The organism is Alloalcanivorax mobilis (assembly GCF_002864685.1).
GTDB classification, from domain to species: domain Bacteria; phylum Pseudomonadota; class Gammaproteobacteria; order Pseudomonadales; family Alcanivoracaceae; genus Alloalcanivorax; species Alloalcanivorax mobilis.
The window spans coordinates 270,630-284,631 of sequence record NZ_NMQZ01000001.1 but is presented as its reverse complement, the minus strand read 5'-3'; the positions used below and the strand labels follow the sequence as shown (position 1 = coordinate 284,631).

The window sequence follows — 14,002 nt, the reverse complement described above, 5'->3', positions numbered from 1 at the left end:
CACTCCAAGAACAACCCTTGTGGCTTGCAGCTTGCAGTTTGTAGCCCTACAACCGCTCGGTAATCCGCCGGCAGATGGCGTTGACCGCCGCGCGGGCGGCCGGGATGGCGCCGCCCATGGTGATAAAGCCATGCACCAGTTCGGGGTAGTCCAGATTGATCACGGTGACACCGGCCTGTTTGAGCTTTTCGCCATAGGCCAGACCTTCGTCGCGCAGCGGGTCGGTGGCGGTGACCAGCACGGTGGTGGGCTGGCCGGCCAGGTCCGGGTTGCGCAGCGGCGAGACGCGAAGGTCGTCGAGCACCGACTTGTCCGGCAGATAGTGGTCGCGGAACCAGTTCATCATGGCCAGATCCAGGCCACCCTGGCCGCCGCCAAGCTGCGCCACCGACGGGCTGTCCATGGCGCCGTCGGTGGTCGGGTAGACCGCCACCACCAGCTTGGGCAGGGTCAGCCCGTGGACGGCGGCCTGCTGGGCGGCGACGATGCACAGGTTGCCACCGGCGCTGTCGCCCATGGTGGCCAGGCGGGTCGCATCGATGCGCAGCTCGGCGGCGTTTTCAAGCAGCCAGCGCCAGGCGCTGAGCACATCGTCGGCGGCGGCCGGCGAGGGAAACTCCGGCGCCAGGCGGTAATCCACGTTGAGCACCACCGCGCCGGTGCGGTTGGCCAGATAGCGGCACAGGTGGTCGTATTGCTCGGCGCTGCCGATGGTGAACCCGCCGCCGTGGAAGTATACGATCGCCGGCGCCTCGCTGGCGGCGCCTTTGGGCCGGTACAGCTTGACCAGAAAATCGCCGTCGCCAGCGGCCAGCGGCACACGCAGGTCGCGGGTTTCCGCCACCGGCTGGAAATCCACGTCGAGCATGCGAATCATCTGGCCATACAAGGCCCGGCCCTTGGGCAACGGCAATTGGTGGAAGCCTTTACGGCCATCGCCCAGCGCCAGCAGCAGGCGCAGCCGCGGGTCGAGCCGTTCACGGTTAACCTTTTCCACCAGGCCGGCGAGCCGGCCCAGCACCGGGCCGGGCAGTTTCATCAGCGAGCGTACGGTGGCGCGTTCGATCTTTTCCTGCAGCGACATGATTTCTCCTCAGGCCCGTAGCGGGCGCCAACAAACCGGTGGGGCTCGACCTGACGCGGCAGTTCCCCCGGGACGCCAGCGGTTATAACATCGCCTGAGATGCCTGGCCCGGTCATCCCGGGCTGTTTTCAGGGAAGAGCCCCATGTCGGTGTACACCCGCATTGAAACCGAACACCTGGCCCGCCTGCTGGCGCGCTTTGAATTGACGCTGAAAGGCGCCGAGGCGGCTCGCCACGGCATCGAGAACAGCACCTTCCTGATCGACGCCGATACCGCCTCGGGCGAGCCCCGGCCGGTGGTGCTGACGGTGTTCGAGCAATTCGACGGCGCCGCGCTGGCGCCTTATCTGGAGTTGCTTGCCAGCCTCGCGGCGGCGGGTCTGCCGGTGCCGGCGGCGCTCAGTGATGACCATGGCCAGCGGCTGTTCGAGGTGGTCGGCAAGCCGGCGGTGCTGACCCCGCGCCTGCCCGGCGGCCACTGCTTCGAACCGGAAGTGCCGCATTGTCAGCAAATCGGCGCGCTGCTGGCGCGCCTGCATCGGCAACCCTCGGCGCCGGCGCGGGCATTAACCGATGAGCGCCAGCGGCTGGACACCTTCGCCCATCATCTGTGCCGTCTCAGCGAAGGCGACCAAATGCACGCCCGGCAGATTCTCGAGCAATGGGCGGGGGTTGATCCCGGCGACGTGCCGGTGCACGCGGATTTGTTCCGTGACAACGCCCTGTTCGATGACCAGGGCCGGCTCACCGGGGTACTGGATTTCTACAACGCCTGCCTGGAGCGCCCCGAATACGACCTCGCGGTGGCGTTGAACGATTGGGCGGTGGCCCACGATGGCCGCCCGGTACCCCGCCGGCAGGCGGCGCTGCTGGCCGCCTATCGCGATGCCGGTGGCCATTGGGACGAATCGATACTGGCTCTGGCCCTGGCGGTGGCGGCGTTGCGCTTCTGGTTGTCGCGGCTGGCCGGGCCGGTGTCCGAGCAATCCGAAGGCGAAGGCAGTAAAGACCCTTCCGAGTTCGCGCGCATATTCGGCTACCGGTTCAGCGCCCTGGGCGGCGTGGAGGCGTCGGCGCCGTTTGGTTAACGCCCCGGGCCGGTGATAATCAGGTGGTTCAACCGCGCCAGCCAGTCCACCTGCCGCCACAGCCAGGGCGTGTGCGGGCGCGCCAGGCTGGTCGGGGTGATCACCGAGACGCCGTCTTCCACCGCCCGGGCCACCACCGCCTCGGTGAACGCCGCCCAGCGGCGCGGCGGTGAGTCTGGTTCACCGGCAACGCTCAGATAGCCCTCTCCGAGCACCGGCTGCAGGCGGCGCAGGCGGGCGAAGGCGAGGCGCCGGTTGAGCTGGTCCTGAATCCGCTCGCGCCAATGATCGCCGGTGGTTTCCAACAACGCCTGGTGCACCGGCGCGGTCAGCCGGCGGCGCAGCGCGTCCGGCACCGGCAAGCCGGCGCCGCTGACCAGCCGGAAGCGCGGATCGTCATCCAGCCACACGCCCAGATCCAGGAAATCCAGTTCACTGGTGTCCAACTGGCGCAGCGCCTCGCAGTGGCCAGCGGCGGCGCTCAATCCGAAGCTGATCTGGGGGAACAGCGCCCTTAGCGCACGCGGCACCTCCAGCAGATAGCGCTCCACCGCGCGCTCCTGTTCGCCGCTCCAGCGTTCCGGTAAGCCACGCTGGGGGGCGCGGTCGAACAGGCGGCGGGTGACACCGTGGCTCCATGGCGGGAACGGAAAATGATGCGCGAAATCCACCGCCACGATGGTGTCCAGATAGCCCCAACGCCGAGCCAGCTCCAGCGTCTGGGCCCAGACATCGACGTAATCGGCGGGGCGGCGCACAAACGAGCGTCGGGCACGGCTGTCGGGCACAAAGAAGCCGCTGAACCAGAGTTTGATGTCGCGGTCGCGGGCGGCGCCCAACAGCCGTTGAAACGCTTTGCGGATTTCCACGGTGTGCGCGCCGGCGACGATTCTCCGGCGCCGGTCCGCCTCGGGCAGGATTTCGCAACGGTCCAGGTGGACACCATTGAGCGGAGTGGCGAGCAGGTGGGGATAGGGGTCCAGACGCACGGCATTGAAGCCGCGCGCGCGGGTTTCATCCAGCATTCTCTCCACGGCGCCGTAATCGCGACACAGCGGCCAGGCGTAATCCCAGCACGTCATCGCGAGTCGTCCGCCGTCCGCCAGCCGCAGCCCCATCAATCACCTCGAAGCAGGAAACGCATCAGCATACCGGTTTCCTTGCATGGCTCAATGGGCCCGGCCGGAACCGCGCCCGGCGCGCCGGTCAGGCCGGGCCCAGACATTCGCGCAGGGCGGTGGCGGTGCCCTCTAACCAGGCGGTGTAACCGCCTGAATGGTCGCGCCCGAGCGGGTCCAGCGGCCGCAGCCGACAGGCCGGGCACAGGCGGCGCAACAGGTCCGCCTGGGCTTCCGGTTCGACCACCGCGCAGGCCAGCCCCTGTTGCTTCACGGTGGCGGCCAGCGCCACGAAACGACGGCTGCTGGGGCCGGCACCAAGACGCTCGCTGACGATCACCGGGTCGCGCAGGCCAAAGTGCCGCTGAAAATACGCCCAGGGGTGGTGATAGGTCAGCCAGGGCACCGCTTGCAGTGGCGCCAGCCACGCGCGGATGGTCGCGTCACTGGCGTCCAGCGCGGCCAGAAACGCCGCCGGTTGGCCGGCCGGCGGCGGCGGGTCCTGGCGCTCGCCCAGCGCCCGCGCCAGCGCCGCCATGTTGTCCGGGTCCAGCCACAGGTGCGGGTCGACCTGGCCGTGATGATCGTGTTCGTGATGGTCGTGGCCGTGCTGCGCAGGGTCGTCGTCATGATCGTGGCCACCCTCACGGCGCACCACTCCGGGCAGGTCCAACAGCGCCAGACTGGGCCCGTCACGCTCCTTGACCAGCGCCGCCACCGCCGGCTCCGCGTCGGCGCCCAGCCACACCAGCAGATCGGCCTGGCGCAGGGTGAGAATCTGGCGCGGCGAGAGCATCGGGTGGTGCGGGCTCTGGTTGGCTTCCAGCAGGGTCACCACCCGGGCGTGTTCGCCGTACAGCTGGCGCAGCACCATCGCCAACGGCTCCACGCTGGCTACCAGGGTGGGCGGCGCCGGCGCCGCCCGCGCCACGGTCGAGACGGTGCCCAGCAGGGCGATCAGTAGCAGCAGTGTAACGCGCATCAAGGGCCGTCCAGGGTTGGCGATGAGGGCTGGCGAAAAAAGCCTCCGGAAAGAGACCGTCGCGGGAATGAAATAATATATCATACGGGTTTCACTGATTGGCCGGATTTCTATGACCGCACCGCTGGTCACCGTGGAAGAGGTCGCCCTGAGCCTGGGCGGCCACCCGGTGCTCGAAGACGTTTCGCTGACCCTGGAACCGGGCCGCATCACCACCTTGATCGGTCCCAATGGCGCCGGCAAAAGTACCCTGGCGCGCTTGATCCTGGGGCTGATGCAACCCGACCGTGGGCGTATCCGCCGGCGTACCGGGCTGCGCGTGGGGTACATGCCGCAGCGGCTCAGCGTGGACGAAAGCCTGCCGCTCACCGTGGACCGCTTCCTGTGGCTGGGCGCCCCGGGGCGCACCCGGACCCGCCGCGAGGCGCTGGCGCGCACCGGCGTGGCGCACCTGCGCCAGCGGCCGGTGCGGCAGCTTTCCGGCGGCGAACTGCAACGGGTGCTGCTGGCCCGTGCCCTGCTGCGCCAGCCGGACCTGCTGGTGCTCGATGAGCCCGCCCAGGGCGTCGATGTGGCCGGGCAAGACGCGCTCTACGGTCTGCTCAACGAAGTCCGCGACCAGCGCGGCTGTGGCATTCTGTTGATCTCCCACGATCTGCATCTGGTGATGGCGCGCACCGATCAGGTGGTGTGTCTGCATCACCATGTGTGCTGCTCGGGCACCCCCGAGGCGGTCAGCCGCGACCCCAGCTACCAGCGCTTGTTCGGCCTGCCCGGCCCGGCCACCAACCTGGCGGTCTACACCCACGACCACGACCATGACCACGGCCTCAGCGGTGGCGTGAGCGGTGACGTGAGTAGTGACGTGAGTAGTGACGGACACGGCGATCACGAGCACCACCACCACGGGGATCACCATGATTGAACTGCTTGCTCCGGCGCTGCTGGCGGGCCTGGCAGTGGCCCTGGTGGCCGGGCCGATGGGCGCCTTCGTGGTGTGGCGGCGAATGGCCTTTTTTGGCGACACCCTGGCCCACGGCGCCCTGCTCGGCGCGGCCCTGGCCCTGGCGCTGGACGTCAATCTGTACCTGGCGGTGGTGGTGATTTGCCTGGCCATCGCCGCCGCCCTGGTGGGCCTGCAACAGCAGCGTCAGATCGCCGGCGACACCCTGCTGGGCATTGTCGCGCACACCACGCTGGCGTTGGGGGTGATCGCCCTGAGCCTGCAGAAAACCGTGCAGGTGGATCTGATGGCCTACCTGTTCGGCGATCTGCTGGCGGTCAACTGGCGCGATGTCGCCGCCCTGTGGGGCGGCGCGGCGGTGATCCTGGCGCTGCTCGCCTGGCAGTGGCGCGCCCTGTTGAGCATTACCGTCAATGAAGAGCTGGCCAGGGTGGAAGGGATCGCCGTGACCCGCACTCGCATGCTGCTGATGTTGCTGCTGGCGCTGCTGATCGCCGGCGCCATTCGTACCGTGGGCGTGCTGCTGATTACCTCGCTGCTGGTGATCCCCGCCGCCGGTGCGCGCCGGCTGTCGCGCACCCCGGAACAGATGGCGCTGATCGCCAGCGCCATTGGCCTGCTGGCGGTCAACCTGGGGCTGACACTGAGCTGGTACGCGGACACCCCGGTGGGGCCGTCCATCGTGGTGGCCGCCGCCGCTCTGTTCGTCGCCACGCTGCTGCGCTCGCCGCGCTCATGACGCTCTTTTCATGACTGTCGTTTCATGAACGGGCTGGACCGACGCATCTGGGCGCTGGCCTGGCCGCTGTTGCTGGCCAACATGAGCGCGCCGCTGCTGGGCCTGGTGGACACCGCCGTGGTCGGCCATTTGCCGTCGCCGTCTTATCTGGCGGCGGTGGCGCTGGGCGGCAACTTCTTCATGTTTCTGTATTTTTCCTTCAATTTCCTGCGCATGGGCACCACGGGTTTTACCGCCCAGGCACGGGGCGCGGGCGACAATACCCTGGTGGTGTTGCTGCGCGCGCTGCTGCTGGCCGGGCTGGTCGGCGTAGCGCTGGTGGCGTTACACGTACCGCTGCGGGAGCTGGGCCTGTGGCTGCTCGGCGGCAGCCCCGAGGTGCGGAGCCTGGCGCGGGAGTACATTGATCTGCGCGTGCTCGGAGCGCCGGCGGCGCTGGGTAATTTCGCCTTGATCGGTTTTGCCATTGGTGTGCATCGCACCCGGGTGGCGCTGAAAATGACGGTGTTGATGCACCTGGCCAACGCCCTGCTCGACGTGCTGCTGGTGCAGGTGTGGCACTTCGATGTGCGCGGCGTCGCCGCCGCCAGCGCCGCCGCGGAATATCTGGGCCTGGCCGGCGGCCTGTTCTGGCTGCGCGAGGAAATCTTCGGCGCCGCCTGGCGGGCACGGCCGCGCGGCGCCCTGTGGCAACCCACGGCGATGCTGCGGCTGCTGGCGGTGAACCGGGATATTTTCGTGCGCAGCCTGGCGCTGCTCAGCGTGTTCTTCTTTTTCGCCGCCCAGGGCGCCCGCCTGGGCGACACCATTCTGGCCGCCAACGCGGTGCTGATTACATTTCTATTGCTGCTGAGCAACCTTCTCGACGGCTTCGCCAACGCCGCCGAAGCCCTGGTCGGTGAGGCACTCGGCGGCGGCCGGGCGCGGGATCTGAAACGGGCGGTGGCGGCCACCGGCAAATGGTCGGCGATCATCGCGCTGGCCGGGTTGCTCGGCTTCGCCCTGGGCGGCGCGGCGCTGATCCGGCTGCGCACCGATCTGCCATCGGTGCGCGCCACCGCCATCGACTATCTGCCCTGGATGCTGCTGCTGCCGATCACCGCCAGCGCCGGCTTCTGGCTGGACGGCGTGTTCGTCGGCGCCACCCTGGCGCGCTCGATGAGAAACACCATGCTGGTGGCCACCGGCCTGTTCTTCCCGGTTTGGTGGTTCACCAGCGCCTGGGGCAACCACGGCCTGTGGCTGGCGATGAACACGATGATGGCCAGCCGGGGGGTGTTGATGGGGTGGGTCTGGGTTCGAGGGAAAAACAAGTTAAAAGTTGAAAGTTGAAAGGAGCGCTCGCTGCCTCTATCCGGTGATGGATTGTCCGCAAACATCGATGCAACCCACCACCGCAGCGCGGCGCACTCCGTTGGTGCCGGCGCGGCAGGTGACGCGTTTTAACTTTTAACTTTTAACTTTTAACTTCACTTCCCCAGCGCGCCATCTTTGCGCAACCGGTCCGCCAGATCGCCGGCGTAGCCGCGTGCCGCTTTTTTCAGGCTGGTGGGGTTGATGAGCCGCGACTGGGCCTGCCAGACGGCGGCGTCGCTGCCGACCCGATAGAGGGTGCTTTGCATGTAGTAATCCTGGTTTTCCACGTAGTAGCCGGGCTGGTAGACGGTGTCGTAGGAGGCACCCACGGAGCTGCCGAAATCGCTGCCACGGGCCAGGTGGCCAGGCACGTAATCGGCGCGCACGTCCGCTTTCAGGAACGAGGCCACCAGCACGCCATCGGCGCCAGCGGCTTTCACCGCCTGCTCGGCGCGGGCGCGCAGATCGTCGCTGCCGGACACGTCGCCAATCTTCTGGTGGGCCAGCACCGCTTGCACGCCCTGGCCGCTGAGCGCCTTGCCAAGGGCATCCTCCACCGCCACCCGGGCGTCGTCGTCGCTGAGCAGAGCAATCACGAACAACCGCTGAAAATGCGGCTTGGGCTCGACCTTGGCGTGCCAGCCGGAGGTCACTTCGGTGGGGGGGGCGCAGGCGCTGAGCAGCGCGGCGAACAGAACGAGCAGAACAAAACGGGGGGTGCGCATGGCGGACTTCCTGGTCGGCGACGAAGGCGTGGCTCAACACCACGCTTCCATCCTACCGCCCGTGAACGCCGAGGCAATAGCGGTTTGGCGCTGGACGCTGGACGCTGGACGCTGGACGCTGGACGCCAGATGCTAGACCCGTGACTCATCGCGGTCCACGACACGAGGAAGACCACCTACGCAGCCGCAACGCCTTCCGTGAAGGGTTTTGATCTTAGCGTCTAGCGTCTAGCGTCCGGCGTCCGGCGTCCGCCCCATCGAAGCCCTAACGTTTGCTCTTGCCCGGAGCGATGAACTTCATCAGCGTCATGAACCACATCAGATGACCCGGGTCGCCTTCCACCTTGATGTCGCCGGCCTGCATGCCTTCCATGAACGCCATCTGGTTTTTTCCGGCGGCCTGCAGGGTGCGGAAAGCGTAGTCGGCGTCTTTGAAGTTGAGCGTCACCGACGGGGCCGGGTTGAGCCCGTGGTGGCTTTCCACCCGGGCGGGGCGGAAGTGATACCAGCGTGCCACCGAACCGTCAAAGGTGCGCCACTGCATGATCACATCGCGGTTTTCCAGTTGTCCCCGAAAGCCCGGGTTGCGCCGTGCCAGCCACACCAGCCGCCAGCCCAGCAGCAGCAGTATCAAACGGAATTTCATCGCGTTCTCCTTGTGGCGGCCGGCGGCGCCGTTATGGCATCAGAGCCGGCAGCTCCTTATTGAGCTTCATCTTTTCCTTGATCGCCTCGCCGGTAAGCGCGTAACCGCGCAGCTTGCCGTCGCGGTCCTCGAACAGCGCCGTCACATCGTTGCCGTTTTCCTCGATGCGCCACTCACCTTCAACCTCATCGGGCACCGGGCACACCACCACCGGGCAGGCCGGGGTTTTGATGGTCACCGGCATCACTCCGTAGCTGACCGGCGTGACCTCGCCGGCCAGTGTCTTGGCCAGCGCCCGGGCACTGGCCATCAAGGGCAGCACATAGGGCAGCACGTGGCCACCCACTTCGGCGCAGTCGCCCAGTGCATAGACCTTGTCGGCACTGGTGCGCAGGGTCTGGTCGGTGAGGATGCCGCGATTGGTGTTCAGCCCCGCCTGTTTGGCCAGGTCGATGCGAGGTCGCAAGCCGATGGCGGAGAGCACCGCATCGGATTCAATATGGCTGCCATCGGACAGCTCGGTAACCAGCATGTCCCTTTCGCCTGGCCCGCCGTGGCGATGATGCACCGCCTTGGCGAGCGGGCCAAAATGGAACGTCACACCCAGCTCTTCCAGGCCCCGACCCACGGCGGCGGAGGCCGGTTCGGGCAGCAGCATCGGCAGACAACGCCCCACCGGCTCCACCAGGCTGACCTGGAAACCGCCGTTACTCAGGTCGTTGGCGAATTCACAGCCGATCAGGCCGCCGCCGAGAATGGTGACGCTCTTTTTGCCCTCCAGGGCCTGGCGGAAGCGGCCGTAATCGATCAGATCGTTGACCGAAAACACCTCGCCCACGGCGTCGCCTTCCAGCGGCGGGGTCCAGGTGTCCGCCCCCAGCGCCAGCACCAGCGCGCTGTAATCCAGATGATCGTCGGGCAGCAGCACCCGTTGTTTGGCGGTGTCGATGCCGGCCACGTGCACGTGGGTGCGTACCGTCACGTTAAACTGTTCAGCGACCTGCTCGGCATTCGCCATGGCCAGTTCGTCGGCGCTCTTTTGCTTGGTGAAACCGGTGGAAAGCATCGGCTTGGAGTAGCTGCGGCCGTCGTCGGCGGTGAGCACCACCACTGGCGTTTCCTTATCGAGCTTGCGGAATTCCTTGAGCGTGTTGAAGCCGGCCAGGCCGGAGCCGATGATCACGATTGGGTTCATGGCGAAGTCCTTGGGTCAGGCGGTGAGCGAAACGCGAATCAGCAACCTTAGATTTCCACCATCTCGAAATCTTCCTTGCCGACGCCGCAATCGGGGCAGACCCAATCGTCGGGGATATCATCCCATTTGGTGCCCGGCTCAATGCCCTCTTCGGGCAGACCTTCTTCTTCATCGTAGATGAAGCCACAAACCACGCATTCCCACTTCTTCATGAGCAACCTCTGAAATCATCTTATCGGGCGCGCCGCCGCATGCGGGGCCGCCAGGGGCCCGCTAACGTAGCCACGGGCGCGGCAAAAATCAATGACAGTGCGGAATGGCAGAGTGGCCAATCCCGGCTTGCCGGCGCCGGCGGCTTGGGCCATAGTGCCGCCGCCCGCGTTATGCTGAGCAACCACTATGCCAAATACCGCGCTGCGCGCCGACCTCCAATGGCGCGAGCTTGATACCCTGACCCTGCCGCCGGCGGTCCGCGACTGGCTGTCGGACCCCGGTTCGCTGACCGCGCGGCTGCGCCGCCATGGGCGTTTCCAAGTGCGCCCCGGCGCCTCCCGGGTGGGCTTGCCGGAACCCGCCGAACGCCGCCTGCTGGGGCACAGCGGCCGGCGCTGGGCGCTGATCCGCGAAGTGATCCTGCTGCTCGACGGCGAGCCGGCGGTGGAAGCACGCAGTGTGTTGCCGCTGACCACGCTGAACCAGGCCAATCGCGGCCTCGGCCATATGGGCAGCCGCTCGCTGGGCAGCGAACTGTATCGCCGCCCGGCCGCCGAGCGCGATCAGGTGTGGGCGCGCCTGGGCACCACGCCCCATGGCCGCGGCCCCTGCTGGGGCCGTCAATCGCGCTTTCTCAAGCGCGGCCGCCCGCTGCTGGTGGCCGAGTATTTCCTGCCCGGCGTGTGGCAACGCCTGGGCGAGACAGTGGACCGTATCTGAGCGCGCCCCGGGCCGGTAACATGGCGGCTCGGGACATAGATCAGAGGTTTTCATGTTCGCCTTCGTTGAGCACCGTTACCCGCCACTCTGGCCCTGGATTCAGTTGATGCGCCTGGATCGGCCGATCGGCAGCATGCTGCTGATGTGGCCAACCCTGTGGGCGCTGTGGATCGCCGCCGACGGCACCCCGGGCCTGAAGAACATCGTTATCTTCGTGCTCGGCGTTTACGTGATGCGCGCCGCCGGCTGCGTCATCAATGACTACGCCGACCGCCACTTCGATGGCGCGGTGGAGCGCACCCGTGGCCGGCCACTGGCCACCGGCGCGCTGAGCGGCAAGCAGGCACTGATCCTGTTTTGCGTGCTCGGGCTGGTGGCGCTGGTGCTGGTGCTGTTTCTCAACCGCTTCACCCTGATGCTGTCGTTTGGCGGGCTGGGCCTGGCGGTGCTCTATCCGTTCACCAAGCGCTTCACCTATTTGCCACAAATGTTTCTTGGCGCCGCCTTCAGTTGGGCGATTCCCATGGCGTTCGCCGCCGAGACCGAGAGCGTGCCGCAGATCGCCTGGCTGCTGTTCATCACCAACCTGTTGTGGACGGTGGCGTACGACACCGAGTACGCCATGTGCGACCGGGAAGACGATCTGCAACTGGGCATCAAAAGCACCGCGATCCTGTTCGGCGACCTGGACCGCCTGATGATCGGCCTGCTGCAATTGTTGACCCTGGCGGCCTTGTTACTGGCCGGCAAACAGCTCGGCTTCACCTGGCCCTGGTACCTGGGCGTGGCGGGCATGGCGGCTTGCTTTGTTCACCAGCAGTTGCGCATCCGTTATCGCGAGCGCTGGCCCAGCTTCCACGCTTTTCTGAACAACCACTGGGCCGGGGCCAGCGTGTTCGCCGGGCTGTATTTCCACTATTTGATCGCCGGGCCGGCCTGAACGGCGGCGTGGACGGCGCGCCGCGCGCTGAACAAACTGGCTAAGTTGTCATAAGGGTGTCATAAAAAAGCCATCTAATAGGGCCTGATAAATGGCAACCCAGAGATCCGCCATGTCCCGAAATCGTATTTTGATCGTCGATGATGAACCGGCCATCCGCGAAATGGTGGCGGTGGCCCTTGAGCTGGCCGACTTCGAGGTGCTGGAAGCGGAAACCGCCCAGCAAGCCCACGAGCGCATTGTCGATGAGCGCCCTGATCTGGTGCTGCTGGACTGGATGCTGCCCTCGGTGAGCGGCATCGAACTGGCGCGCCGCCTCAAGCGCGACGAGGGCACCAGCGAGGTGCCGATCATCATGCTCACCGCGAAAAGCGAAGAGGACAACAAGATCCAGGGCCTGGATGTGGGCGCCGACGATTACATCACCAAGCCGTTTTCCACCCGCGAGCTGATTTCGCGCATCAAGGCGGTGCTGCGCCGCTCCTCGCTGAGCGCGGCGGAAAAGGCCATCGATGTGGAAGGCCTGTGTCTGGACCCGGTCAGCCACCGCATCAGTGCCCACGAGCGGCCGGTGGACATGGGCCCCACCGAATACCGCCTGCTGGAGTTCTTTATGAGCCACCAGGAGCGCGCCTATTCACGCACCCAATTGCTTGACCAGGTATGGGGCGCCAACGTTTACGTGGAAGACCGCACCATCGACGTGCACATCCGCCGTTTGCGCAAGGCCCTGGCGCCGCACGGCTTCGACGGCTTTATCCAGACCGTGCGGGGCACCGGCTACCGCTTCTCCGCCAAGACCAGCGAGCTGACCTGAACCGTGACGCCCCCGGATTTTCGGGCTAGGCTGCCGGCTGACAGTCCGGCCTAGAGAACAGCAATGGCAGCAGCAATGGCGGCAGCAAAGAAAGGAAGCGCGGGCATGAAAGCCAGCCTCGCCAAGGAAGTGAACCGCATCATCATGCTGATGCTGGCCTCATTGGCCGCCGCGGTGTTGGCCGGCCATTTATGGCCCCTGGTGGCGGGGCCGGTGCTGTACATTATCTGGAGCACCCGCCAGCTGTTCGCGCTGTACGCCTGGCTGGTGCGCGAGGAACACACCGAGCCGCCGGACAGCGTCGGCTTGTGGGGCGAGTTCTACACCCGCCTTGAACACCTTTTCCAACAAGAGCGCCGCGCCCAGGAAAACCTGCAGGGCATCATCGGGCGCGCCCAGCAATCGGTGAACGCCCTGGAAGACGTGGTGGTGCTGATCGACCGGCATGGCTACCTGGAATACTGGAACCCGGCCGCCGGTCGCCATCTGGGCTTCCGTCAGGAGCAGGATCTGGGCCAGCCGTTGACCAATCTGATTCGCCACCCGCGCTTCGCCGAATACCTGGCCAAAGGCGATTTCCACGAACCCCTGGAACTGCCGTCACCGGTGGATGACAACCGCATTCTGCAACTGCGGGTCACGGAATTCGGCCTCGGCGATCAGTTGATTCTGGCCCGCGACGTGACCCGGCTTCACCACCTGGAAGAAATGCGCAAGGATTTCGTCGCCAACGTCAGCCATGAATTAAAAACGCCACTGACGGTGCTGAAAGGCTACCTGGAAACCCTGCTTGCCACGGTGCCCGAGGAGCAGGGCCGGCTGCGGCGGGCATTGACCCAGATGGATGCCCAGAGCCAGCGCATGGAAGCGCTGGTGCAGGATCTGCTGTTGCTGTCGCGGTTGGAAAACACCGAGGCGGACCAAAGCCGCGAACAGGCGGTGAGCGTGCACGGCATGCTTAAACGAATGCGCGAAAGCGCCCTGGCCCTGGCGCCGGAAAAACAGCAACGGATTGATCTGGACCTGGAGCAAGACGCGGACACCCGCCTGATCGCTAACCCCGCGGAGCTGGAAAGCGCCTTCGGCAATCTGATCACCAACGCGGTGAAATACACCCCCGCCGGCGGGCACCTGCGCATCCGCTGGTGGCGCGACGACCAGGGCGCCCATTTCTCGGTCAACGACAACGGCGTCGGCATCGACCCCAAACACATTCCCCGCCTTACCGAACGCTTCTACCGGCCGGACAACAGCCGCGTCACCCACACCGGCGGCACCGGCCTGGGCCTGGCGATCGTCAAACACGTAATGATCCGCCACAACGGCAAACTGGAAATCAAAAGCGAAATCGGCCGGGGCAGTACGTTTACTTGTCACTTTCCGGTAGAAAGAATCGCTTAGGGACAAGCCGCAAG

Annotated in this window: 15 protein-coding genes; 8 read left to right on the top strand and 7 right to left on the bottom strand. The window is 66.1% G+C overall.

Features of this window, described 5'->3' with window-relative positions:
• Positions 1-46: 46 nt before the first annotated feature.
• A complete protein-coding gene (locus CGS25_RS01325; RefSeq protein WP_101674298.1) occupies positions 47-1,084 on the bottom strand; it encodes an alpha/beta hydrolase in 1,038 nt (345 codons plus the stop codon).
• A gap of 143 nt (positions 1,085-1,227) precedes the next feature.
• Here CGS25_RS01325 and CGS25_RS01320 point away from each other — a divergent pair, with 143 nt between their 5' ends.
• Complete coding sequence (locus CGS25_RS01320) at positions 1,228-2,172, top strand: homoserine kinase (protein ID WP_101674297.1); 945 nt, start codon at positions 1,228-1,230, stop codon at positions 2,170-2,172.
• Here the strand turns inward: CGS25_RS01320 and CGS25_RS01315 are convergent.
• Together CGS25_RS01315 and CGS25_RS01310 are read right to left on the bottom strand one after the other, a co-directional pair.
• Positions 2,169-3,254, bottom strand: coding sequence for a cellulase-like family protein (locus CGS25_RS01315; RefSeq protein WP_089033814.1), 1,086 nt, complete (start codon positions 3,252-3,254; stop codon positions 2,169-2,171). The genes CGS25_RS01320 and CGS25_RS01315 overlap by 4 nt on opposite strands.
• Before the next feature lie 124 nt (positions 3,255-3,378).
• On the bottom strand, positions 3,379-4,272 hold the full coding sequence (locus CGS25_RS01310; RefSeq protein WP_157933759.1) for a metal ABC transporter substrate-binding protein: 894 nt from the start codon (positions 4,270-4,272) through the stop codon (positions 3,379-3,381).
• A gap of 112 nt (positions 4,273-4,384) precedes the next feature.
• Between CGS25_RS01310 and znuC the strand changes: the two genes are divergently transcribed.
• From znuC to CGS25_RS01295, 3 genes are read left to right on the top strand one after another with little or no spacing between them, the layout of a single operon-like run.
• Entirely contained in the window at positions 4,385-5,197 is an 813-nt protein-coding gene (gene znuC / locus CGS25_RS01305; protein WP_089033816.1) for a zinc ABC transporter ATP-binding protein ZnuC, read from the top strand.
• Positions 5,190-5,975, top strand: a complete 786-nt coding sequence (znuB, locus tag CGS25_RS01300; protein WP_101674295.1) for a zinc ABC transporter permease subunit ZnuB — start codon at positions 5,190-5,192, stop codon at positions 5,973-5,975. The genes znuC and znuB overlap by 8 nt, the downstream gene beginning before the upstream one ends.
• A 24-nt stretch (positions 5,976-5,999) precedes the next feature.
• Positions 6,000-7,307: an MATE family efflux transporter gene (locus CGS25_RS01295; RefSeq protein ID WP_101674294.1), complete on the top strand. Its 1,308-nt coding sequence runs from the start codon at positions 6,000-6,002 to the stop codon at positions 7,305-7,307.
• 137 nt (positions 7,308-7,444) lie between these two features.
• On the opposite strand, the gene CGS25_RS01290 is transcribed toward CGS25_RS01295, so the two are convergent.
• The 4 genes from CGS25_RS01290 to rd all read right to left on the bottom strand — a co-directional run bounded on the left by CGS25_RS01290 (position 7,445) and on the right by rd (position 10,109).
• Positions 7,445-8,056 (bottom strand): hypothetical protein, encoded by a 612-nt coding sequence (locus CGS25_RS01290; protein WP_101674293.1) that lies wholly within the window; start codon positions 8,054-8,056, stop codon positions 7,445-7,447.
• Positions 8,057-8,321: 265 nt separating this feature from the next.
• Positions 8,322-8,702, bottom strand: coding sequence for a hypothetical protein (locus tag CGS25_RS01285; RefSeq protein WP_089033820.1), 381 nt, complete (start codon positions 8,700-8,702; stop codon positions 8,322-8,324).
• Between the two features lie 31 nt (positions 8,703-8,733).
• Entirely contained in the window at positions 8,734-9,897 is a 1,164-nt protein-coding gene (locus CGS25_RS01280) for an FAD-dependent oxidoreductase (protein WP_101674292.1), read from the bottom strand.
• Positions 9,898-9,944: 47 nt separating this feature from the next.
• Positions 9,945-10,109 carry a rubredoxin gene (rd, locus tag CGS25_RS01275; protein WP_067608246.1) on the bottom strand — a complete coding sequence of 55 codons (165 nt, stop codon included), beginning with the start codon at positions 10,107-10,109 and terminating at the stop codon, positions 9,945-9,947.
• A gap of 187 nt (positions 10,110-10,296) precedes the next feature.
• Here rd and CGS25_RS01270 point away from each other — a divergent pair, with 187 nt between their 5' ends.
• From CGS25_RS01270 to phoR, 4 genes are all read left to right on the top strand, one after another.
• Complete coding sequence (locus CGS25_RS01270; RefSeq protein ID WP_101674291.1) at positions 10,297-10,830, top strand: chorismate--pyruvate lyase family protein; 534 nt, start codon at positions 10,297-10,299, stop codon at positions 10,828-10,830.
• A gap of 52 nt (positions 10,831-10,882) precedes the next feature.
• Complete coding sequence (gene ubiA, locus CGS25_RS01265) at positions 10,883-11,770, top strand: 4-hydroxybenzoate octaprenyltransferase (RefSeq protein ID WP_089033823.1); 888 nt, start codon at positions 10,883-10,885, stop codon at positions 11,768-11,770.
• Between the two features lie 112 nt (positions 11,771-11,882).
• Positions 11,883-12,587, top strand: coding sequence for a phosphate regulon transcriptional regulator PhoB (phoB, locus tag CGS25_RS01260; RefSeq protein ID WP_089033824.1), 705 nt, complete (start codon positions 11,883-11,885; stop codon positions 12,585-12,587).
• A 105-nt stretch (positions 12,588-12,692) separates the two neighbouring features.
• Complete coding sequence (gene phoR / locus CGS25_RS01255; protein WP_101674290.1) at positions 12,693-13,988, top strand: phosphate regulon sensor histidine kinase PhoR; 1,296 nt, start codon at positions 12,693-12,695, stop codon at positions 13,986-13,988.
• Positions 13,989-14,002: the final 14 nt, after the last annotated feature.

Bases quoted from the DNA above. Each gene is read 5' to 3' on its own strand.
- CGS25_RS01315 (WP_089033814.1), bottom strand. From the start codon at position 3,254: ATGACGTGCTGGGATTACGCCTGGCCGCTGTGTCGCGATTACGGCGCC.
- znuC (WP_089033816.1), top strand. From the start codon at position 4,385: ATGACCGCACCGCTGGTCACCGTGGAAGAGGTCGCCCTGAGCCTGGGC.
- phoR (WP_101674290.1), top strand. From the start codon at position 12,693: ATGAAAGCCAGCCTCGCCAAGGAAGTGAACCGCATCATCATGCTGATG.
- CGS25_RS01280 (WP_101674292.1), bottom strand. From the start codon at position 9,897: ATGAACCCAATCGTGATCATCGGCTCCGGCCTGGCCGGCTTCAACACG.
- rd (WP_067608246.1), bottom strand. From the start codon at position 10,109: ATGAAGAAGTGGGAATGCGTGGTTTGTGGCTTCATCTACGATGAAGAA.
- CGS25_RS01325 (WP_101674298.1), bottom strand. From the start codon at position 1,084: ATGTCGCTGCAGGAAAAGATCGAACGCGCCACCGTACGCTCGCTGATG.
- CGS25_RS01270 (WP_101674291.1), top strand. From the start codon at position 10,297: ATGCCAAATACCGCGCTGCGCGCCGACCTCCAATGGCGCGAGCTTGAT.
- CGS25_RS01285 (WP_089033820.1), bottom strand. From the start codon at position 8,702: ATGAAATTCCGTTTGATACTGCTGCTGCTGGGCTGGCGGCTGGTGTGG.
- CGS25_RS01320 (WP_101674297.1), top strand. From the start codon at position 1,228: ATGTCGGTGTACACCCGCATTGAAACCGAACACCTGGCCCGCCTGCTG.
- ubiA (WP_089033823.1), top strand. From the start codon at position 10,883: ATGTTCGCCTTCGTTGAGCACCGTTACCCGCCACTCTGGCCCTGGATT.
- CGS25_RS01290 (WP_101674293.1), bottom strand. From the start codon at position 8,056: ATGCGCACCCCCCGTTTTGTTCTGCTCGTTCTGTTCGCCGCGCTGCTC.
- CGS25_RS01310 (WP_157933759.1), bottom strand. From the start codon at position 4,272: ATGCGCGTTACACTGCTGCTACTGATCGCCCTGCTGGGCACCGTCTCG.
- znuB (WP_101674295.1), top strand. From the start codon at position 5,190: ATGATTGAACTGCTTGCTCCGGCGCTGCTGGCGGGCCTGGCAGTGGCC.
- phoB (WP_089033824.1), top strand. From the start codon at position 11,883: ATGTCCCGAAATCGTATTTTGATCGTCGATGATGAACCGGCCATCCGC.
- CGS25_RS01295 (WP_101674294.1), top strand. From the start codon at position 6,000: ATGAACGGGCTGGACCGACGCATCTGGGCGCTGGCCTGGCCGCTGTTG.